19 protein-coding genes are annotated in these 21,713 nt (G+C 56.4%); 11 read left to right on the top strand and 8 right to left on the bottom strand.

What is annotated here, in order from left to right:
• Window positions 1–993, bottom strand: coding sequence for a deoxyribose-phosphate aldolase (gene deoC, locus BUA39_RS11510; protein WP_072793361.1), 993 nt, complete (start codon window positions 991–993; stop codon window positions 1–3).
• A gap of 184 nt (window positions 994–1,177) precedes the next feature.
• On the opposite strand from deoC, the gene BUA39_RS11505 reads away from it, so the two are divergent.
• From BUA39_RS11505 to BUA39_RS11490, 4 genes are read left to right on the top strand one after another with little or no spacing between them, the layout of a single operon-like run.
• Entirely contained in the window at window positions 1,178–2,131 is a 954-nt protein-coding gene (locus BUA39_RS11505; protein WP_072793360.1) for a metal ABC transporter solute-binding protein, Zn/Mn family, read from the top strand.
• Between the two features lie 22 nt (window positions 2,132–2,153).
• A complete protein-coding gene (locus BUA39_RS11500) occupies window positions 2,154–2,957 on the top strand; it encodes a metal ABC transporter ATP-binding protein (protein WP_072793359.1) in 804 nt (267 codons plus the stop codon).
• Window position 2,958: 1 nt separating this feature from the next.
• Window positions 2,959–4,164 (top strand): metal ABC transporter permease, encoded by a 1,206-nt coding sequence (locus tag BUA39_RS11495; protein ID WP_072793358.1) that lies wholly within the window; start codon window positions 2,959–2,961, stop codon window positions 4,162–4,164.
• A complete protein-coding gene (locus BUA39_RS11490) occupies window positions 4,161–5,087 on the top strand; it encodes a metal ABC transporter permease (protein WP_072793357.1) in 927 nt (308 codons plus the stop codon). Before BUA39_RS11495 ends, BUA39_RS11490 begins: the two co-directional genes overlap by 4 nt.
• Here BUA39_RS11490 and BUA39_RS11485 read toward each other — a convergent pair.
• Window positions 5,084–5,551 (bottom strand): Lrp/AsnC family transcriptional regulator, encoded by a 468-nt coding sequence (locus BUA39_RS11485; RefSeq protein ID WP_072793356.1) that lies wholly within the window; start codon window positions 5,549–5,551, stop codon window positions 5,084–5,086. The genes BUA39_RS11490 and BUA39_RS11485 overlap by 4 nt on opposite strands.
• 149 nt (window positions 5,552–5,700) lie before the next feature.
• Here BUA39_RS11485 and BUA39_RS11480 point away from each other — a divergent pair, with 149 nt between their 5' ends.
• From BUA39_RS11480 to BUA39_RS11450, 7 genes are all read left to right on the top strand, one after another.
• A complete protein-coding gene (locus BUA39_RS11480; RefSeq protein ID WP_072793355.1) occupies window positions 5,701–6,135 on the top strand; it encodes a universal stress protein in 435 nt (144 codons plus the stop codon).
• 23 nt (window positions 6,136–6,158) lie between these two features.
• Window positions 6,159–7,715, top strand: coding sequence for an alanine/glycine:cation symporter family protein (locus tag BUA39_RS11475; RefSeq protein ID WP_084604945.1), 1,557 nt, complete (start codon window positions 6,159–6,161; stop codon window positions 7,713–7,715).
• Between the two features lie 114 nt (window positions 7,716–7,829).
• A complete protein-coding gene (mutL, locus tag BUA39_RS11470) occupies window positions 7,830–9,716 on the top strand; it encodes a DNA mismatch repair endonuclease MutL (RefSeq protein ID WP_072793354.1) in 1,887 nt (628 codons plus the stop codon).
• Entirely contained in the window at window positions 9,716–11,014 is a 1,299-nt protein-coding gene (locus tag BUA39_RS11465; RefSeq protein WP_072793353.1) for a DNA recombination protein RmuC, read from the top strand. The genes mutL and BUA39_RS11465 overlap by 1 nt, the downstream gene beginning before the upstream one ends.
• A gap of 45 nt (window positions 11,015–11,059) precedes the next feature.
• Complete coding sequence (locus BUA39_RS11460; protein ID WP_072793352.1) at window positions 11,060–11,431, top strand: hypothetical protein; 372 nt, start codon at window positions 11,060–11,062, stop codon at window positions 11,429–11,431.
• A gap of 77 nt (window positions 11,432–11,508) precedes the next feature.
• Complete coding sequence (locus BUA39_RS11455) at window positions 11,509–11,835, top strand: DUF3775 domain-containing protein (protein ID WP_072793351.1); 327 nt, start codon at window positions 11,509–11,511, stop codon at window positions 11,833–11,835.
• A 107-nt stretch (window positions 11,836–11,942) separates the two neighbouring features.
• Window positions 11,943–13,406 (top strand): NAD-dependent succinate-semialdehyde dehydrogenase, encoded by a 1,464-nt coding sequence (locus BUA39_RS11450; RefSeq protein ID WP_072793350.1) that lies wholly within the window; start codon window positions 11,943–11,945, stop codon window positions 13,404–13,406.
• Between the two features lie 60 nt (window positions 13,407–13,466).
• On the opposite strand, the gene gyrB is transcribed toward BUA39_RS11450, so the two are convergent.
• The 6 genes from gyrB to BUA39_RS11420 form a co-directional block, all read right to left on the bottom strand.
• Window positions 13,467–15,884: a DNA topoisomerase (ATP-hydrolyzing) subunit B gene (gyrB, locus tag BUA39_RS11445; RefSeq protein WP_072793349.1), complete on the bottom strand. Its 2,418-nt coding sequence runs from the start codon at window positions 15,882–15,884 to the stop codon at window positions 13,467–13,469.
• Between the two features lie 157 nt (window positions 15,885–16,041).
• A complete protein-coding gene (gene recF / locus BUA39_RS11440; RefSeq protein ID WP_072793348.1) occupies window positions 16,042–17,142 on the bottom strand; it encodes a DNA replication/repair protein RecF in 1,101 nt (366 codons plus the stop codon).
• Window positions 17,143–17,200: 58 nt separating this feature from the next.
• Window positions 17,201–18,319, bottom strand: coding sequence for a DNA polymerase III subunit beta (dnaN, locus tag BUA39_RS11435; RefSeq protein ID WP_072793347.1), 1,119 nt, complete (start codon window positions 18,317–18,319; stop codon window positions 17,201–17,203).
• A gap of 170 nt (window positions 18,320–18,489) precedes the next feature.
• Window positions 18,490–19,881, bottom strand: coding sequence for a chromosomal replication initiator protein DnaA (gene dnaA / locus BUA39_RS11430; protein WP_072793346.1), 1,392 nt, complete (start codon window positions 19,879–19,881; stop codon window positions 18,490–18,492).
• Between the two features lie 469 nt (window positions 19,882–20,350).
• On the bottom strand, window positions 20,351–20,614 hold the full coding sequence (gene rpsT, locus BUA39_RS11425) for a 30S ribosomal protein S20 (protein ID WP_072793345.1): 264 nt from the start codon (window positions 20,612–20,614) through the stop codon (window positions 20,351–20,353).
• Between the two features lie 290 nt (window positions 20,615–20,904).
• A complete protein-coding gene (locus BUA39_RS11420) occupies window positions 20,905–21,681 on the bottom strand; it encodes an enoyl-CoA hydratase (protein WP_072793344.1) in 777 nt (258 codons plus the stop codon).
• Window positions 21,682–21,713 lie beyond the last annotated feature (32 nt).

The raw sequence follows: 21,713 nt of genomic DNA, 5'->3' as shown, positions 1-21,713 counted from the left end.
TTACCCCATCGCATGGCGGTAGCCCGCCGAGTATTTGCCGGTCACGTGGTGTTCAAGCTGGCGTTCAATGTCGCCCAAAAGCGATGAGGCCCCGAAGCGGAAAAGGTCAGGTTGCAGCCAGCGATCTCCGAGTTCGTCTTTGATGAGGGCCAAATAGACCAGAGCGTCCTTGGCCTTTGAGATGCCACCCGCAGGTTTGTAGCCCACTCGGAAGCCAGTGCGGTCATAGTATTCCCGGATCGCGCGGATCATCACGAGCGAGACTGGCAGGGTCGCGTTCACGCTTTCTTTGCCGGTGGAGGTTTTGATAAAATCCGCACCTGCCATCATGCAAACCAGCGAGGCTTTGTAGACATTGCGCAAAGTACCCAACTCGCCAGTCGCCAGAATGGCTTTGACGTGCGCATCGCCGCACGCCTCGCGAAAGGCTTTCATCTCATCATACAGCGCTTGCCAATTGCCTTGCAGCACATGGCGGCGGGTGATGACGATGTCGATCTCAGCCGCGCCCGCCGCTACGGATTGGCGGATTTCTTCAACACGCAAATGAAAGGGCGACAGACCTGCGGGAAAGCCGGTGGACACGGCTGCCACCGGAATGCCGGTCCCGTCAAGCGCCGTCACAGCCGTTTCGATCATGTCGTGATACACGCAGACCGCGCCAGTCGTGAGCCCGGTCATTTCAAGCTTCTCCAGCAACTCTGCTCGGACAGGCTGTTTTGCCTTGGCGCAAAGCCGTTTGACGCGCCCTTCGGTATCGTCGCCGGCAAGTGTGGTCAGATCGATCAAAGAAATGGCCTTTAGAAGCCAAGCCGCCTGATGTTCTTTCTTTACAGACCGCCGCCCCGGCAGCGTCGCTGCCCGGCGTTCAATGGCCGACGTATTGGCTTGCACGGCGCGGACCCAGTCGAGGTCCAACTCCATGCCGGGATTGCGCGGCTCAACAGCTTGCGGCAGCTGATGGGTCGCGTCTTGCTGGATGGTTGTTTGCATGACGGTCTCTAAGCTTAGATTACCCCCAATTATTCATGCAAACCCCGCCATTTCAAGGGACAGTCGGCGAAGTTACGTCATGTTTTTGTCCATTTGGTCAAATCTTATTGCGAATAATTCTCAATTGCGTTGACTTTGTTGCGAATAATTCTCATATTCAGTTGCAAGAAGAAGGAAACCCGAAATGCGATTCTCTCGTCGTCTGTTCATGACCGTAGCTGCAGCCATCGTCGCAGCGCCCGTATATGCTGCTGAAAAGCTGAGCGTGGTGGCCACGACCGGTATGATTGCCGATGCCGTGCGTCAGGTCGGTGGTGATCTTGTGGATGTGCGTGGGCTGATGGGGCCGGGCGTTGACCCGCATGCCTATCGCCAAACCCGCACAGATATCGTCGCGATGACTCGCGCTGATCTGGTTTTGTGGCACGGGCTCTACCTTGAAGCGCAGATGGAGGATTTCTTCCATGACCTCGAAGGCAAACGGCGTGTCATCGCGGTGGCAGAGGGGCTTCCGAAAGAGGTCCTGAAAGGCCATGACGATTATGCGGACAAGTTTGATCCGCACGTCTGGATGGACCCAGAGCTTTGGGCGCAAGTGGTGACCGAAGTGCGTGATACACTGATCGAAACGCGCCCCGAAGACGCTGCGATTTTTGAGGCCAATGCCGCTGCGCATTTGGAAGAGATTTCCAGATTGTCCGAATACGCGCAGACCGCAATGGTGACAGTGCCAGAAGAGGCGCGTGTGTTGCTGACCGCACATGATGCGTTCGGCTATTTCGGTACGGCTTACGGGTTCGAGGTGCTGGGCATTCAAGGCATCTCCACCCAATCAGAGGCAGGTCTGAATCGCATCAGTGAGTTGGTGGACATGCTTGTCGAACGCAAAGTGGCCGCCGTGTTTGTCGAAAGCTCGGTGTCAGATCGCAGCATTCGCGCATTGATCGAAGGGGCTGCGGCCAAGGGGCATGACGTCAAAATTGGCGGAGAGCTCTTTAGTGACGCCATGGGCATCGAGGGCACTTATGAAGGCACCTACGTTGGCATGATTGATCACAATATCACAACTATCGCGTCCGCTTTGGGCGGCAACGTCCCAACGCGCGGGATGCAAGACAAACTCAGCGCAGGATCTTGACCTTAGGGGCGGAGGCATCAGCATGACAGTGGCATTGGCTACAGAACAGGGGATCGCGGCGGTCGATCTGATTGCGGAAAGCCCATTGGCCATTCGTGGCATGACCGTGTCCTATGGCGAAAAACCTGCCGTCTTTTCGGTGGATATGACTGTGGCCGAAGGCGCGATGACAGCCATCATCGGGCCGAACGGAGCTGGCAAATCTACATTGTTGAAAGCCGCGCTTGGCGTGATTAAACCGCTTGCCGGGCAAGCGACGGTTTTTGGCGCGTCGCTCAAAACGCAGCGCGCCCGGATCGCCTATGTGCCGCAGCGCGCCAGCGTAGATTGGGATTTTCCGACCCGTGTGCTCGACGTTGTGATGATGGGACTTTACCGCGAGTTGGGCCTGTTGCGCCGCGTAAGGGCACATCACATCGATAAGGCGACGGATTGTCTGGACCGCGTTGGCATGGCTGACTTTGCGGATCGTCAGATCGGTCAGCTGTCTGGCGGGCAACAGCAACGTGTTTTTCTGGCCCGCGCCCTAGCGCAGGGCGCAGACCTCTATCTGCTGGACGAACCTTTTGCAGGTGTCGATGCCGCGACAGAGAAAGCGATTATCTCGGTTCTGAAATCTCTGATCGACGAGGGCAAAACCGTAGTTGCCGTGCACCATGATCTTGCAACGGTGACAGAATATTTCGACCACGTATTCCTGATAAACACGCGCAAAGTGGCTGAGGGTCCGGTGTCAGAGGCCTTTACGTCTGGCAACCTGATAGCGGCTTACGGCGGTCGGCTGGCCACAGCACAGATTGATCAGCTGGACCTCGCGGCGGGCTGATATGTGGCTTGAGGCCCTGACCCTACAACTTGGCTACAATGCGACGCTGGTCACGCTGGGTGCGATGGCACTGGGTATTGCTGCCGGTGTGACAGGCACCTTCCTCTTTCTGCGTAAACGCGCATTGGTCAGCGATGCGATCAGCCATGCCACCCTACCGGGCGTCGGCATCGCCTTTATGCTGATGGTTGCTTTAGGAGGCGACGGGCGCAGCTTGATCGGTTTGCTGCTGGGGTCTGCGGCTTCTGCAGGTTTTGGTCTGCTGTGCATCGGCTGGCTGACCAAATACACCCGGCTGGCCGAGGATGCGGCCATAGGCGCGGTGCTTTCGGTGTTTTTTGGCTTTGGCATTGTGCTTTTGACCATCATCCAAAACCTCAGCGCAGGGCGGCAGGCGGGGCTGGAAAGCTTTTTGCTCGGCTCTACCGCTGGCATGCTGTGGAATGATGCAATCATTATCGCAGTGGGCGGCACGCTCACGTTGTTGCTTGTGGTGGCGATGCGTCGACCGATGACCTTGGTTGCTTTTGACCCCGAATATGCGGCGGCGCGCGGCGTGAATGTAGACCGGATTGATCTGGCGATCATGGCGCTTGTTATGGCTGTGACGGTTGTCGGCCTGAAAATTGTCGGTTTGATCCTGATTGTGGCGATGTTGATCATCCCCCCTGTCACCGCCCGGTTCTGGAGCGACCGCACGGATCATGTCGTCATATTGTCAGGGGTTTTGGGCGGAGCTGCGGCCTATATTGGCGCTGCTTTTTCTGCCTCTGCACCTGCCTTGCCGACCGGGCCGATTATCGTTTTGGTCAGCTTCGCGTTCTTTGCGGCGTCTTTGCTGTTCGCGCCCGGACGTGGCGTTCTGGCGGCAGTCTTGCGGCACCGGCGGTTTCAACGACGCGTGCACATGCGGCAGGGATTGCTGGCGCTGGCGCAGGCACAGCCGATCTACGAGGGCTACACGTTGCGCCTTTTGAAATCTGCGGGGCTCGTGCAGGCAGATGGGGTCGCAACCGACCGCGGCAAAGCACGTGCTGCCAAGGCATTGCGCGACGAAAAGCGCTGGGAACTCGTGCGCGCCGATCAAGCGATGGAGGGCGCAGCGGCGCTATATGATGGCTTGCGCGACCTCGAAACCGTGCTGACCGCAGACCAGATCGCCGAGATCGACATAAAATTGGGCGGACCTCAGGGGGTGCCGGTATGAGCGGAGCAGAGTTTGTCCCCCTAAGCCTGACGCCTTTGCTGATTGGTGTGTTTTCGGCAATTGCCTGCGCCTTGCCGGGGAACTTCCTTGTGCTGCGACGACAAGCCTTGATCGGCGACGCGATCAGCCACGTGGTGCTGCCGGGGATTGTCGTTGCCTTTCTTGTCACAGGCGTGGTCAGCGCCTGGCCGATGATGATCGGGGCGGCCTTGGCATCTTTGGTCGCGGTGGGTCTGATCGAGGCAATCAGACGCCTTGGCAAAATTGAACCCGGCGCAGCGATGGGCGTGACCTTCACAGCGATGTTCGCCGGTGGTGTTCTTTTGCTTGAGCAGACGGACACATCCAGCGTTCACCTTGACGTGGAACATGCGCTTTATGGCAATCTTGAAAGCCTCATCTGGCTTGATGCCATTGGTTGGGAGAGCCTGCTGGACGCTTCGGCACTTGCCGGGCTGCCTGACGAGTTGCTGCGGATATTTATGACCTTGATCGGCGTCTGCCTATTCATCGGCCTTTTCTGGAGACCTTTGAAAGTGTCAACTTTCGACCCGGGCTTTGCAGAGGCTTTGGGCATGCGCACCGGATTGATCGGACTGTCGTTGGTGGTGGTGGCTGCCGTTGCGGCGGTTGCTGCCTTTGATGCGGTTGGCTCGATTATCGTGATTGCGATGTTTATTTGCCCGCCCGCAGCGGCGCGCATGATGACGAACCAATTGGGTAAACAAATCGGCTGGTCCGTGGTGTTCGCGATGCTCAGCGCAATTCTTGGCTATGTCCTCGCTGGGTACGGGCCGCTTTGGCTTGGAGCCAATCACGCGGTAAGCGCAGCCGGGATGATCGCGACGATCTCTGGGCTTTTGCTTGCGCTGGCGGCCATCGCAGGCCCTTGTCGGCACCGCAGCGGAGCGCCAGCACATTAACTGCCAAGGCCTGCCAGGTTATAGCCGCGAAAATCTTTGGCGGTGCGCAGACTCAGCATTGTCTTCGTGTGCAGAATCGCCGGGATTTTGGCGAGTCGGTCCATGAGAACGCTCTCATAGCTGCTGGCATTCGGGGCCGCGACGCGAATCAGGTAGTCGAATTCCCCGGTTATGACATGACATTCCAAAACATCATCGATTCGCGAAATTGCTTCCTCGAAGGCATCGAAGTCCTCGCGACCATGAGACTTTAGCTTCACTTCGATAAAGACTTGGATGTGTAGACCCACCGCTTCTCGATCAACTTGCGCAGAATAATGGGAAATTTTCCCATCAGCCTCCAAGATTTTCACGCGCCGATGGCACGCGGATAAGGACAAACCGACACGCTCTGAAAGTCGCGACATCGAAATTTGGCTATTTTTCTGAAGAATGGAAAGGATTTGAAGGTCTATTCTATCCATTGGAATTTTTCCCGAGATTTGTATCAAATTTCGGCTCAGTTTCGAATTTTTTCGAATATTGTGCAAACTTAAAGATTTTTTGCAATTTGTTGACAGGTACACTGCGCACGCGCCAAGCTGGCGTCCTATAATAATAAGGGAGTGACACTATGTCCGAAAAATTCGCCGTCGGCTTTGACGGTAGCGATGCGGCCAAGCGCGCGCTTGAGTTCGCAATCGGGCGCGCTAAGGCGCAAGGGGGTTCAGTTGTACTCATTCACGTTCTGGAATGGTCACCTTACTCTTTCTTGACACCGAACGAGCTGGAAGAGCGCCATAAGCGCCGCACCGAAGAGCTTGAGCGCGCAGAGACTGCTGTAATGAAACCTGTCCTTGATGGGCTGGGTGACAGCGGTGTCGCGATTCAAACCGTCATCAAATACGGTCACATCGCGGATACGCTGGGCGACGTTGCCGCGGCAAACAACGCCACGCAAATCGTTATTGGCCGTAATGGGCACAGCAGCATCGGCAGCCGTGTTTTCGGGTCGGTTGCGGGCTCGTTGGTACAGACATCGCCTGTACCGTGCACGATCGTGCCATAAAGCATAAAACAGGGACAAACACTATGACATCCATCTACACGCGCGCAGCGGCTGCTGCGACAGCGCTCTCTCTGGCAGCCATGCCAGCGGCAGCGCAGGGGATTGACCAGAAGATTAACGAAGTATTTGCCAACTCCACTGGCTGGTTCGTTGGCTTTATCTTCTCTCCATTTCCGGGCACATCCTTCCCATGGATCGTGGCATGGCTGGTCGTTGCGGCGACTGTATTCACACTCTACTTCGCGTTCATTCAGCTGAAAGGTTTCGGCCACGCGATCTCCTTGGTCAAAGGCGACTATTCCGATCCAAACGACGCAGGTGAGGTAAGCCACTTCCAAGCGCTTGCGACCGCGCTATCGGGCACCGTCGGCCTTGGTAACATTGCCGGTGTGGCTGTTGCGGTTGGCATCGGCGGCCCGGGTGCAACCTTCTGGATGATCCTCGCGGGTCTGATGGGGATGGCATCCAAGTTCACCGAATGTACGCTTGGTGTGAAGTACCGGAACGAGTACCCAGACGGCACCGTTTCTGGTGGCCCAATGTACTACATCACCAAAGGTTTCGCAGAGCGCGGCATCCCAGGTGGTAAGATCCTGGCGGTTCTGTTCTCGATCTTCTGTATCCTTGGCGCATTCGGCGGCGGCAACATGTTCCAAGCGAACCAAGCGCACGCGCAGATCACCAACGTTGTTGGCGACTTCCCTGGTGTGATCACCGGTGTCGTCTTTGCTGCAGTGGTATTCGCTGTAATCGTTGGCGGCCTGAAATCCATTGCGAAAGTGACCGAAAAGGTCGTTCCGTTCATGGGCGTTTTGTATGTCGTGACTGCGGTTGTGATCCTCTTGATCAACTTCGACAAGATCGGCTGGGCATTTGGTCAGATCTTTGAAGGCGCATTTACAGGCCTCGGTGTTGCCGGCGGTATGGTTGGTGCACTGATCCAAGGCTTCAAACGGGCTGCGTTCTCGAACGAAGCGGGCGTTGGTTCCGCGGCGATTGCGCACTCTGCGGTCCGCACCAAAGAGCCAATCACTGAGGGCTACGTTTCCCTTCTGGAACCGTTCATCGATACCGTTGTGATCTGTACAATGACGGCTTTGGTGATCATCATCACCGGTCAGCTGCTGATCGATCCTGCGACAGGTAACTACATGCTGAACGAAGCAGGTTCTGCGATCGCAACAGTTGACGGCAACGGTGGTGTTGCTCTGACATCTGCGGCCTTCTCTTCTGCGGTGCCGTTCTTCAAGTACATCTTGGCTCTGGCCGTGATCCTGTTTGCTTTCTCCACCATGATTTCCTGGTCCTACTACGGCCTGAAAGCATGGACCTTCTTGTTTGGCGAAAGCAACGGTTCCCAGCTGTTCTTCAAGGTACTGTTCTGCATCTTTGTGGTCATCGGTGCTTCTGCATCTCTGGGTCCGGTCATCGACTTCTCCGACGCTGCGATCTTCGCAATGGCGGTTGTGAACGTGATTGGCCTCTACTTCCTGATGCCAATCGTGAAACGCGAACTCGAAGGCTACCTTGGTCGCCTGAAGTCTGGCGAGATCAAGAAATTCAGCACACCAGCTGAATAAGCTGCTTGCACTTGATCGAGAGAGGGTCGGGGGTTTTCCCGGCCCTTTTTTCTTGTTTTGTTCTTTCTGCTTTGCGGTGGCAGAATCGGCGCTGAATGTGCTAGATTTGGCGGTATGCTAGATCACGACCGCAAAATAAGCGAAAATTTACCTGTTATTCGTCAATTGGACGAAGGGGCGATCAACCGCATCGCTGCGGGTGAGGTTGTTGAGCGTCCAGCCAGCGCCGTGAAGGAATTGGTGGAAAACGCGATTGATGCGGGCGCGACGCGGGTTGAGATCGCGATTGCCGCTGGTGGCAAGACGCTGATCCGCGTGACGGACAATGGGTGCGGTATACTGCCGGATCAATTGCCCCTCGCTTTAAGCCGTCATGCGACCTCAAAAATTGACGGCAGTGATCTTCTGGATATTCATACATTCGGCTTCCGAGGAGAGGCTTTGCCGTCTCTGGGCGCTGTCGGTCGGTTGACGATCACCTCTCGGGTGAAAGGGGCGGATGCAGCCTCTATCTCGGTTGCGGGTGGCAAACTCAGTCCCGTCAAACCCGCCGCACTGGGGCAGGGCACTATCGTTGAACTGCGCGATCTGTTTTACGCCACGCCTGCGCGCCTAAAGTTCATGCGCAGCGACCGGGCGGAATCCCAAGCGATTACCGATGTTGTCAAACGGCTTGCCATGGCAGAGCCATTTGTCGGGATCACACTGCGCGATGTTACCGGCGGCGGCGAAGGCCGTGTGACCTTCCGTGCCGATGCCGAAAGCGGTGATCTGTTCGACGCCCTGCACGGTCGCCTCGCGCGCATTTTGGGCGCAGAGTTTGCCGAAAACGCGTTGCGGATTGATGCAGAGCGCGAGGGCTTAAAGCTGATCGGTTATGCAGCCCTGCCGACGTATTCACGCGGCTCAAGCACAGCGCAGTATCTGTTTGTGAATGGCCGCCCCGTGAAGGACAAGCTGTTGGTCGGGGCCCTGCGCGCGGCGTATTTCGATTTTCTGTCTCGCGATCGGCATCCGGCTGCAGCACTGTTCATTGATTGCGACCCGCAATTGGTGGACGTGAACGTGCACCCTGCAAAATCCGAAGTCCGGTTCCGTGATCCGGGCCTTGCCCGAGGTTTGATTGTATCCGCGTTGAAACATGCTTTGGCCGAAGCAGGTCATCGCGCGTCTTCAACAGTCGCCAACGCCACGCTTGGTGCGATGCGTCCTGAGGCGACCGGACCTGCGCGGGTTTATCAGATGGATCGACCCTCTTTGGGTGCAAGAATGGCGGCCTATCACGGGCAGGCCCCGTCATCGATGGCGCCGGGTCTGGCGGAGTCGCCTGCAACTTGGGATGGTGATCCCGGCGCGACGCTGATGGAGACGCCCGTGTCAGGGCGGGTCGACGAGAGCGAAACTCAAGTTGGGTTGGAACAAAACCCGCTTGGGGCTGCACGCGGCCAAGTGCATGAGAATTACATCATCGCTCAGACAACAGATGGCATGGTGATCGTCGATCAACATGCCGCCCATGAACGTTTGGTTTATGAAAAGCTCAAACGGCAGATGGCCGAAAACGGTGTCGCGGCGCAGGCGCTGTTGATCCCGGACATCGTGGAACTGTCGTCTGGGGATTGCGAACGTTTACTAGCCCATGCAGAGGCCTTGGCGAAGATGGGCCTTACCATCGAAGCTTTCGGCGGAGACGCCATCGCCGTGCGCGAAACGCCTGCCATTCTGGGCGAGGTCAACGCGCGCGCGCTGATCTTGGACATCCTTGACGAGTTGGACGACCAAGGCGAAAGTATGTTGGTGCAGGCCAAGATTGAGGCCATCGTCAGCCGCGTTGCTTGCCATGGCTCCATCCGTTCTGGCCGACGTATGCGCGCAGAGGAAATGAACGCACTGCTGCGAGAGATGGAGGCCACGCCCCATTCCGGTCAATGCAACCATGGCCGACCGACCTATGTGGAACTCAAACTGGCCGATATCGAGCGGCTGTTCGGACGGACATAATGGAATTTTCTGATCCGCAAGTTCAAATGTATCTGCTGATTTGCGGCGGCGTTCTTGTCGCTGCGATCCTATTGATGCTGCGGGCTGTGCTGCGCCAGTCCAACGGGGCCAGCCAAATGATGGCAACGCTGTCTCAAAGGGTTGATCAGCTGTCATCTGGTCAGGATCAACTGGGTGGCAGCCTTGCGACGGTCGCGCAGAACCAGACCCACAGCCAGACCCAGATCACAAATTTGATGGAGCAGCGCTTGGGTGAAGTGCAACTGAATGTGCACGAAAACCTGTCTCGGGTGCAGCAGCGGACCGGGGAAAACCTCGCCAAGATGCAGCAGCAGATGGCGGATAACTTGGCGACGCAGCAGCTGAAGCTGCAGGAAAACCTGTCCAATATGCAGGTGCGGACCAATCACTCCTTGGCCGAGTTGCATGAAAAAATGAACAGCAGCCTGATGGGCAACGCCAAACAGACAGCAACATCTTTGACGCAACTTCAGGAACGTCTGGCCACGATCGACAAGGCGCAGGAAAACATCACCAAACTGTCGGGCGATGTCCTGAGCTTGCAAGACATCCTGAGCAACAAACAGACGCGTGGGGCGTTCGGCGAAATCCAGTTAAACGACATCGTCGGCAAGGCGTTGCCGCGCGATAGCTATCTGCTGCAGCACACGCTGCCGAATGGAAAGCGGGCGGACTGTCTGATCAAACTGCCCAATCCACCCGGTCCTATTGTCATCGATAGCAAGTTCCCTTTGGAAGCCTACGAAGCCATGTTGGCGTCGCAAACGGACGCCGAACTGAAAGCAGGCATTCAGGCCTTTAAGACCTCTGTGCGCAAACACATCAACGACATCTCTGAAAAATACATCATCGAAGGAGAGACCGCAGACGGCGCTTTGATGTTCCTGCCATCCGAAGCAATCTATGCCGAACTGCATTCGAAATTTTCTGACCTTGTTCAAGAAGGGTTCAACAAGCGGGTCTGGATTGTGTCGCCCACCACTTGCATGGCGACCTTGAACACCATGCGGGCAATCCTGAAAGACGCGCGGATGCGCGAGCAAGCCGGGGAAATTCGCAAGGCCCTGCGCAATTTGCACCGGGATGTCGAGCTTGTCGGTCAACGCGCGGGCAAGCTGGAGGTCCATCTACGTCAAGCGAACGAAGACGTCACAGGTATTCTGACGGCAGCCACACGCGCAGAAAAACGGGCGCATCGCTTGGACAACTTCGACTTCGAGGAACTTGCCCCGGACCAGCCAAATGTCGTGCCGCTTACAAAATCTCCAGCAGAGTAAATTTTGTGCTACCTTGTTGAGACAACAGCGCAAAGGAGAGGGACAATGCGTGGAGTAGCACTCTGGTTTGTAACTTTGGGAACGGTATTTTTGTTAATCGGCATGGGTTGGGGCATTAAGATGTCCGCGTCGCAGGATTTCACCCTGGCACCGGCCCATGGGCACCTGAACCTGATCGGGTTCGTATTGTTCAGCATTTTTGGCTTTTACTACCATACGGTTCCGGCTGCGGCTGAAAAAATGGTCGCGAAGCTGCATTTCGCACTTGCCGCGCTGGCTGTTGTCATCATGGTTCCTGGGATCGTGATGGCGATCAATCAGACCGGCGAAACCTTGGCCAAACTTGGTTCGGTCCTTGGGATCATCGTTGGTTTGATGTTCCTGTATGTGGTCGTCACCACGCGCGAGACAGCCTGAGTCACAGTCTATTGAGCAAGATCAAAGCGCCTGTGTGTTACAGTGAGTCACTGTGGCACTGAGAAAGGAGCCGCGAGATGCTTGAAATTACACCATGGAAAGTCGCGCAAGTTGTCCTGATGGGGCGCGAGCTGGATCGCGCCGAGGGCGAATTGCGCGGCTTTTTTGAACGCCTGAACGAGGATGAAATGATCGACCTCGTTGCGATTATGTGGATCGGGCGCGAAAGCTTTGAACCCGGCGACCTTGCAGAGGCGCTCCGCACTGCGAGAGATGAACGCACAACGCCAACAGCTGACTATCTGCTTGGCACGCCGCACCTGTCGGATCATCTGGAAAACGGTATGGATGCCTTGGGCATTTCGCTGTCCGGTGAAGAAGACGATCTGATGGCGGGGCACTAAGTCCGCATGCTTACCGCACGTTTGATTGATTAGCTGCGGCGATTGCACGTTTGTAAATCTTGGCCGAATGCATCAAGATTTGACCAAACGAAAAAGTGCGAGGCCTCATGCTAAATCTGAATGACCCAACGCTGCTGCGCGAAGCTGTCCCGGTGGGCACCAAATGGATCGCAGCTGATCCTGCGACAGGGACGCCGGTCTACAATCCCTCGACCGGAGACTTGGTGGGCTATGTTCCCAATCTTGGTGCCAATAAAACCGAAGAAGCAATTGCCGTTGCCGACAAAACCCGTCGCGATTGGGCGGCGCAGACGGCAAAGGCGCGCAGCAAAGTTATCCGTCGCTGGTATGAGCTTTTGGTCGAGAACCAAGATGACCTTGCCGCGATCCTGACGGCAGAACAGGGAAAACCCTTTGCAGAGGCCAAAGGGGAAATCGCATATGGCGCGGGGTTCCTTGAATGGTTCGCCGAAGAGGCACGCCGCGCTTACGGAGAGACGATTCCGGCCCCGATTGCCGACCGCCGCATCGTTGTGATCAAGCAGCCCGTCGGCGTCGTCGCTGCGATCACACCTTGGAATTTCCCCAACGCCATGATCACCCGTAAAGCTGGGCCTGCCCTTGCCGCGGGCTGCGCAATGGTCCTGAAACCCGCGCCACAGACCCCATTTTCGGCCATCGCGCTGGCTGTCTTGGCCGAACGCGCAGGGCTGCCTTCTGGGCTGCTGTCGATCATAACCGGAGACGCCGCAGAAATCGGCGGCGTGATGACTGCCAGCCCAACGGTGCGCAAGTTGACCTTCACCGGCTCAACCGGAGTTGGGTCACTTCTCTATGGGCAATGCGCGCCGACAGTGAAGAAGCTCGGTTTGGAACTTGGCGGCAACGCGCCTTTCATTGTCTTTGATGATGCTGATCTGGATTTGGCGGCGGAAGGCGCGCTGTGGTCCAAGTTCCGTAACAATGGGCAAACCTGCGTCTGTGCCAATCGGATCTACGTGCAGGCGGGCGTCTATGACGCTTTCGCTGATAAGTTCGCGGAAAAGGTCAACAGTTTGGAAGTCGCAGACGGTTTTGCGCCGGGCGCTCAGATCGGTCCGCTGATTGATGACAACGCCGTTGCCAAGGTCGAGCGTCACGTGGCTGATGCGGTCGGTAAAGGTGCGTCTATTGTGACCGGCGGAGCAAAGCATGATCTTGGTGGCAAGTTTTTCCAACCCACGATCCTGCGCGATGCGACAGCGGAGATGGTTTTCGCCAGCGAAGAAATCTTTGGCCCCGTCGCGCCACTCTTTAAGTTCGAGACCGAGGCTGAAGTCATCGCTGCAGCGAATGACACAGAATACGGCCTAGCCGCCTATTTCTACACCAAAGACATGGCGCGCAGTTGGCGTGTCAGCGAGGCGCTTGACTATGGCATGGTCGGCGTGAACGCGGGCGTGATTGCAACCCACGAGGCTCCGTTTGGCGGCGTCAAAATGTCAGGCCTCGGCCGCGAAGGCGCGCGTCAGGGGTTGGATGAATTCATGGAAGAAAAATACATCTGCATGGCGGACGTCAAACCCGTGTAAGCATGCACAAAACGAAAAAGCCCGCCAATCTGGCGGGCTTCTTATTGAATTTGAGGTGCTTTAGAAATCGAGGTTCTCTACGCTCAGAGCATTCTTCTGAATGAATTCGCGGCGGGGTTCCACGACGTCGCCCATGAGCTTGGTAAAGAGGTCATCTGCATCCGCCATATCCTCGACCTTCACCTGCAACAATGTGCGTGCGTCAGGGTCCAATGTGGTCTCCCACAGTTGATCCGGGTTCATTTCGCCAAGACCTTTGTAGCGTTGCAAGGTCAGTCCGCGTTCACCTTCTGCGAGGATGGCGGATAAAAGGTCCAGAGGTCCATAAATGGCCTGGCTTCTGTCTTTGCGGGATAGCGATGCCGCAACGCCGTAAACCTCTTGCAACGACTGCGTGAAGCTGCCTGTCTTGCGGGCTTCGCCAGAGCGTAGCATTGGGCCGTCCAATGTACGGACTTCTTCAACACCGCGTAGAATACGGGCGAGGCGAATGCCGTGGTCCTGCGTGATACGGCCTTGCCAACCGCGTTCATATTCCAGCGCGATCAGGTTAAGCCGTTCAGCGACCTTGTCGGCCACACCCTGAAGGTCGGCCTCCACCGCTCCGGGCACAAAGGCGCCTGCAATGGCGGCTTGTTCAAGGATATGGCGCGGGTAGTGGGTCGGGAAGGCGTCCAACACGCGCTTTAGCTGCCGCGCTTCGTTTACCACGCGGGCGAGGTCCGCACCGACAATCTCTTCACCAGAACCAAGCCGGAGCACCGCCCCGTCGACGCCTTGTTCCACCAGATAGTCATCCAATGCGGCTTGGTCCTTGAGGTACACTTCGGACTTGCCGCGCGCGACTTTGTAAAGCGGTGGCTGGGCGATGTAGAGGTGGCCGCGTTCGATCAGCTCCGGCATCTGACGATAGAAGAACGTCAGCAAAAGCGTGCGGATGTGCGCACCATCGACGTCAGCGTCGGTCATGATCACGACTTTATGGTAGCGCAGCTTGTCAACGTTGAATTCGTCGCGTCCAATACCTGTGCCAAGCGCCATAACAAGGTTGCCGATCTCTTGGCTCGACAGCATCCGGTCAAACCGCGCGCGTTCAACGTTCAGGATTTTACCCCGTAGCGGCAGAACGGCCTGCGTGCCCCGATCCCGACCGGTTTGAGCGGAGCCACCAGCGGAATCCCCCTCCACCAAGAAGACTTCGGTTTTGGATGGGTCTTTTTCTGAGCAATCTTTGAGTTTGCCAGCGAGGTAATTCACATCCATCGCCGTTTTGCGGCGTGTCAGTTCTCGCGCCTTCCGGGCAGCTTCGCGCGCCATGGCAGCTTCGACGATCTTTCCAACAATCATCTTGGCCTCATTCGGGTTCTCTTCGAACCATTCCGACAGCTTTTCGCCCATCAGGCTTTCCACCGCCGGGCGCACCTCTGAAGATACAAGCTTGTCTTTTGTTTGGGAGGAGAACTTCGGGTCAGGGACTTTCACCGAAAGTACGCAGGTCAGGCCCTCACGTGCGTCATCGCCGGTGAAGTTGATCTTTTCCCTTTTGGCAATCCCGCTTTCCTGCGCATATTTGGTCAGCGTCCGGGTCAGCGCCCCACGGAAACCGGCAAGGTGTGTGCCGCCATCGCGTTGGGGGATGTTGTTGGTAAAAGGCAGAACGGTTTCATGGTAGCTGTCGTTCCACCACATCGCGACTTCGACCCCGATGTCGTCTTTTTCGCCGTTCACATAGATCGGTTCAGGCATCATGGGCGTCTTGTGACGGTCCACATATTTGACGAATTCTTTGACCCCGCCCTCATAGAATAGCTCTGACTTAAGCGGTTCTGCGGGGCGTTCGTCCTCTAGAATGATCCGCACGCCAGAGTTCAGGAAGGCCAGTTCGCGGAGGCGTTTCTCGAGTGTGTCGAAAGAATATTCGAGGTTCGAAAACGTATCGGTGGACGCAAGAAAACGAACTTCCGTTCCGGTTTCACCTTCGGCTTCGCCAACCACACGCAGATGCTCTGAGGTCTCCCCACGAACGAACTTGGCGAAATGTTCCTTGCCGTTGCGCCAGATGCGCAGCTCCAGCCACTCTGAAAGCGCGTTTACAACTGAAACGCCCACGCCGTGCAGACCACCCGAAACCTTGTAAGAGTTGCTGTCAAATTTACCGCCCGCATGCAGTTGGGTCATGATGACCTCGGCCGCTGACACGCCCTCTTCTGCGTGAATATCCACTGGAATGCCGCGCCCATTGTCGCGCACCGAGACAGAGCTGTCTGCATGGATCTTAACGGTGACGTAGTCGGCGTGTTTCGCCAGCGCCTCGTCAATACCATTGTCGACAACCTCATAAACCATGTGGTGCAGACCAGAGCCATCATCGGTGTCACCGATGTACATACCCGGACGTTTGCGAACTGCTTCTAAGCCTTTGAGAACTTTGATGGAATCCGCGCCATATTGCTCGGGTGTTTGCGCGTTGTCGCTCATGTTGTGAGGTCCCTTATTCTTTGGCCGTTTTATACCTTTTGCAGCCGGGAATGTCACGCAAATGGCATGAAAAACTGGGCGGGTAGTCGCCGCAGGATTCGCCGGTGTTTCGGCCAGCCAATGCGTCAGATTTTTGAGTATTTTTGGAAAGATGAAGTTAGGACGGGGCGCTTTGTGAAATGCCGTCTTCTTCGGTGATGGTCAGGTATTGGCCGCGATCCCCAAGCGCGTCAAATAGGCCCTTTTCGGTGCCCGTCATCCAGGCCTGCGCCCCAAGCGCGCAGATTTCGTCATAGAGTGCAGCGCGACGGCTGGCATCCAAATGTGCGGCGACTTCATCCAGCAGCAGAATCGGCGCAGCACCGATTTGAGCTGCCAGCGCGCGCGCATTGGCAAGAATGAGGGAGATCAGCAGCGCCTTTTGCTCTCCGGTCGAACAGTCCGCGGCGGGCACGCCCTTGGCGAGATAGGTGCCATATAGGTCGCTGCGGTGGGGGCCGACCAAGGTACGACCTGCCATGATGTCGCGCGACCGGCTTTCGGCGAAGGCTTCTTTGAAATCCTGTTCAGTGGTTGGAATCGCACCTTCGGTTTGTTGAATTTCCAGTTCCGCAATTGGAAAAGCGGTTTGTGCATTGGCTTGGGCATCGGTCAGAAACGCGACGGTAGCGCTGCGATTGCGGTGAATCTGTGCACCCGACTGCGCCATCTGATCCTCAAGGGCCCGATACCAATGGGCGTCGCGGATCTGTTCCTTGAGCAGACGGTTACGTTCACGCATGCATTTTTCATAGGTCAGCGCAGCCTGTGCATGATCGGGGAAAAAGGAAAGCGCGGTGCGATCAAGGAATCGCCGCCGCCCTTCGGCCCCTTCGATCCAAAGCCGGTCCATAGCGGGGATCAGCCAGATCACGCGACAGATTTCTCCGAGACGGGTCTGCGGCGCTGCTTTGTCGTTGATCTTGACTTGCCGCGCTGCGCCTTCATCGGACCAGGTTACGATCTCTTGCTTGGTGCTGCCCGTTTCCAGCAGCCCTGTCAGTTTCCATCCAACCGCTTCGGGGCGTCGCGTCATCTCTTGCGCGCTGGCACGGCGCAACCCGCGACCGGGTGAAAAGAGCGATACCGCTTCAAGGATATTGGTTTTGCCCGCACCATTCGCGCCATGAATGGCAATCGGGCGGCTGTCACAGGTGATCGTGCTGTGTTTGTGACTGCGGAAGTGGCTGAGGGTCAGCCGTGTGAGGGCAAGAGTCATAAGGCCCCCGGCAATGCTGCGGAGGCCTTAGGAAATTTCGATATCAGAGTTCGCCCGATCACACGCGCATCGGCATGACAACATAGACCGCAGTCGTGTCATTGCCTTCACGCATTAAGGTTGGGTCGCCGGCAGAATTGAACATAAAGACGGCGTTCTCGCGATCCACCTGGCTGGCAATTTCCAGCAGGTATTTCGCGTTGAAACCGATTTCCAAACGCTCATCGCCGTAAGCAACGGCAAGTTCTTCTTCTGCCGCACCTGAGTCCGGCGCGTTGACGGATAGGATCAGCCGGTCTTCGTCCAGCGCCAGTTTCACTGCACGCGATCGCTCTGACGAAACCGTCGCCACGCGATCAACGGCCTGCGCAAATTCGGCAGCGTCGACTTCCAACCGGCGTGTGTTGCCCGAAGGGATCACGCGTGTGTAGTCGGGGAAGGTGCCGTCGATCACTTTGGATGTCAGCGTGATGTCCGGCGTCGCAAAGCGCACTTTGGTTTCAGACACGGAAACCGCGATGTCCATCTCGTCGTCGTCCAGCAGCTTACGTAGTTCGCCGACAGTTTTGCGCGGCACAATAACGCCGGGCATTTCGCTTGCGCCTTCAGGCAGGGCGCTATCGATCCGCGCCAAACGGTGACCGTCAGTCGCCACGCAACGCAGCACCTTGCCACCTTCAGCGTCTGAAACGTGCATGTAAACGCCATTTAGGTAATAGCGTGTTTCCTCGGTCGAGATCGCGAACTTGGATTTATCAAACAGGCGACGCAGCTGAGCGGCATTGGCAGTGAAGTTGCAGGCATATTCAGAGGATGCCATTACCGGGAAATCTTCTTTCGGCAAGGTCGCCAAAGAAAAGTTAGACCGTCCCGCTTCAACCGTCAGACGACCCGATGCGCCATCATCGGTCAGCGTCACAAGCGCGCCGTCTGGAAGTTTGCGCACGATTTCATGCAACGTATTGGCCGACACAGTAGTGGCACCAGCGCGTTCCACTTGGGCTGCGGCTTTGTCGACCACTTCGATATCAAGGTCTGTTGCGCGGAACTGGGCAGTGTTGCCTTCAGCCTCGATCAGTACATTGGCCAGTATCGGGATCGTGTTGCGCCGTTCGACGACGGATTGTGCCTGAGATACTGCTTTCAGCAGGGTGCCACGTTCGACGCTGATTTTCATCTCTTCTTCCTCCGAAGTGCGGGCAGGTTCCCGGGGGGATCACAGTAGCCTGTTCGTCCCGTTGCTCAAGCCCTTTTTGCCTTTTTCAGCCGTTATTTAAGGGGCGTCAAGCGTTAGACAGAAAAGCGGGCCACAAAGGGCCCGCTTCGGTGTCTGCTTATGCAAAACGGCTACGCTTCCAGCGCCCGCCGCAGCAATTCTAGGTCTTCGGCGATCTGGCCATCAGAACTGCGCAGTTCCTCGATCCGGCGCACGCCGTGCATAACGGTCGTGTGGTCGCGCCCGCCAAAGCGACGCCCGATTTCAGGCAGGCTGCGGCTGGTCAGTTGCTTGCACAGGAACATCGCGACCTGACGTGGGCGGGCAAAGGTGCGCACCCGCTTGGGGCCGATCATATCGCTGAGGCGAATGTTGTAATGTTCAGCCACGCGACGCTGAATTTCCTCGACGCTGATCTTGCGTTCCGAGGCGCGCAGCACGTCAGACAGGCAGTCCTGCGTTAGGTCCATCGTGATTTCGCGGCCGACGAGAGATGCAAAGGCAAAGAGCCGGGTCAGGGCACCTTCCAACACACGCACATTTGTCGAGATGCGATGGGCGAGGAATTCCAAAACGCCGTCTGCGATCTGCAGGTCCGGGTATTGGCCGCGATACTGGTCGACTTTGCTTTGCAGGATGCCAAGGCGCAATTCGTAATCGGTCGGATGCAAGTCAACAACCAAGCCACATTGCAGGCGAGAGCGAATGCGATCTTCCATATCCTTGATCTCACCGGGTGCCCGATCAGCAGAGATGATGATCTGCTTGTTCTGATCGACCAGCGCGTTGAACGTATGGAAGAACTCTTCTTGCGTGGAATCTTTGCCAGCGATGAACTGCACGTCATCCACCATCAGGACATCTACAGAACGGAACAGCTCTTTGAAGTCCATCATCTTGCGGTCGCGCAGGGCCTGCACGAAACGATACATGAACTGTTCGGCGGAAAGATAAAGGACGTTCAAGTCAGGGCGCTGGGTTTGCAGTTCCCAGGCAATCGCGTGCATCAGGTGGGTTTTGCCCAAACCGACGCCGCCGTATAGAAACAGAGGGTTGAAAGAGACCGGGCCACCTTCTGCGACACGACGCGCAGCGGCATTGGCCAGCTCATTCGGTTTGCCGACGACAAAACTGTCAAAGGTAAAACGCGTATCCAGCGGCGCACCGGGCAGTTCGTCCTTGAGGGCCGCCGCGCGGGTCGGGGTAGATCTGGACGTCGCAGCCTTTGGCGCAGAGGCCGGTGCGATCGATGGCGACGCCGCGCCATTCTGGTTTGCGGCTGCCCGCCCAACTCGGAAGTGAATGCGCTGTACATCTTCACCGGCTTTGGTCAGCTGATGAATGATCAGGTCACCAAAGTTTTGCGAAACATAGTTGCCGATAAAGTTGGTCGGTACAGAGAATGTGGCGACACCGTCTGCCAGTTCTGTGAGCCGCAGCGGCTCAATCCAAGCTTTGTAGTTGTTCTGCCCAACTGTATTCAAAAGGTCTTGCTGCAGCGACCCCCATTGCTCCTGTTCCATCTGTCCCCGTTTCTGCGCCTTGCCTTGTGGGGCGATGCCCCGTCTTTGCCGTTCCCAAATCCACGGCCTCATCGGCATTGCGACCCTAGGGTCTAGGACAAAACATACCCGTCAAGGAAAGTCCCCACTTTCCCTGCTATTTGGTCCCAGCGCACGTATGTGCGAGCAAAAATAGGCTTGGCGCCCTGCAATTACACCCAAGTCGTCAATCGCTGCTTTAAATATAAGCGATCTCTCTTGGGTTGTAATGGCAGGCAAATATTCAGTTTGAACTGATTGGCGCCGGCCCCCCGATGTGGCGATGTGAATCGTATAGCTAAGCTAGCAATATCGCCTGCGGGCGGGCAACTGATCTTCGATCTTGACTCTGTGATTCCGCGAAAAGAATCTCTCGGCTGTGCTGGAAGAGCCAATAAAAAAAGCGCCCCGAAAACCGGAGCGCTTTGATTTATCAAGCTTTGATAACGACTTAGCCGAGTGCTTTGACGCGCGCCGCCAGACGAGAGATTTTGCGGGACGCGGTGTTTTTGTGGAAAACACCTTTGGTCACGCCGCGCATTACTTCTGGTTGAGCCGCTTTCAGCGCGTCTGCCGCAGCGGACTGATCGCCGGATGCAATTGCTTCTTCAACGTTGCGCAGGAAAGTGCGGATACGGGAACGACGGGCTTTATTTACTGCAAAGCGACGTTCGTTCTGACGGGCGCGTTTTTTCGCCTGTGGTGAGTTTGCCATGAATCTCAGACCTTTATTTCATATTCGTTCAGTTTCTAACGCGTGCAGATACACCAAACAGGTCTGCCCGATCTCTCGGGTTGATTCTTGCCTGAGCGGGCATCACGCGCATGTATGACGGCGGTCTATAGTCGGTTTACTACAGATTGTGAATAGCAAAGTTTTGCAGTTGTTTTGAGCCTTTTGCGGCGATTGCACCGGGGCCTCAAATCAAAGCGCCAAACAATTGAATCGATTCGACATGAAAAAGGCCGTCGTGGACGGCCTCTTTGGTTGCTATAGGCTTTCCGCTACTTGTCGCGGAACTGCGCCTCGCGCTTTTCTTGGAATGCGGCCATGCCTTCTTTCTGATCTTCGGTCGCAAAGAGCGAATGGAACAGGCGGCGTTCGTATAGGATGCCTTCGGACAGCGTTGTCTCATAGGCGCGGTTCACGGCCTCTTTCGCAGCGAGGCTGGCGATGATGGATTTTTCAGCAATTTTCTGGGCCGCGCCCATGGCCTCATCCATCAGTTTCTTCGCGGGCACGACGCGGGAAACCAACCCGCTGCGTTCGGCCTCTTCTGCATCCATGAAACGCCCTGTCAGGTGCATGTCCATGGATTTGGATTTGCCAACAAAACGCGTCAGCCGCTGTGTGCCGCCGATCCCGGCAATGACGCCGAGGTTGATTTCTGGCTGGCCGAATTTGGCGGTGTCAGAGGCGATAATGAAATCGCACATCATAGCCAATTCACATCCGCCACCCAAGGCATAGCCTGACACGGCGCCGATGATGGGCTTGCGGGTGTTCACCACCGCGTCGCCTTCTTTGGCAAAGAAGTTTGACAGGTACATATCGACAAATGTCTTTTCGGACATTTCCTTGATGTCTGCGCCCGCGGCAAACGCCTTTTCCGAGCCAGTCAGAACGATGCAACGCACCTTGTCGTTTTGGTCCGCCTCTTCAAGCGCGGTTGCCAATTCTCCGAGGAGGGTCGAATTCAACGCGTTCAATGCATCGGGGCGGTTCAACTTGATCAGTGCGACGTGATCTTCAACTTCGACGATGATCGTCTCAAAAGCCATGAATCTGCTTTCACTTGTTTCCAGTCAGATTG

Source organism: Cognatishimia maritima (assembly GCF_900129685.1).
GTDB lineage: Bacteria > Pseudomonadota > Alphaproteobacteria > Rhodobacterales > Rhodobacteraceae > Cognatishimia > Cognatishimia maritima.
The sequence above is the reverse complement of the archived record's forward strand: the minus strand, read 5'-3'. Positions and strand labels throughout refer to the sequence as shown.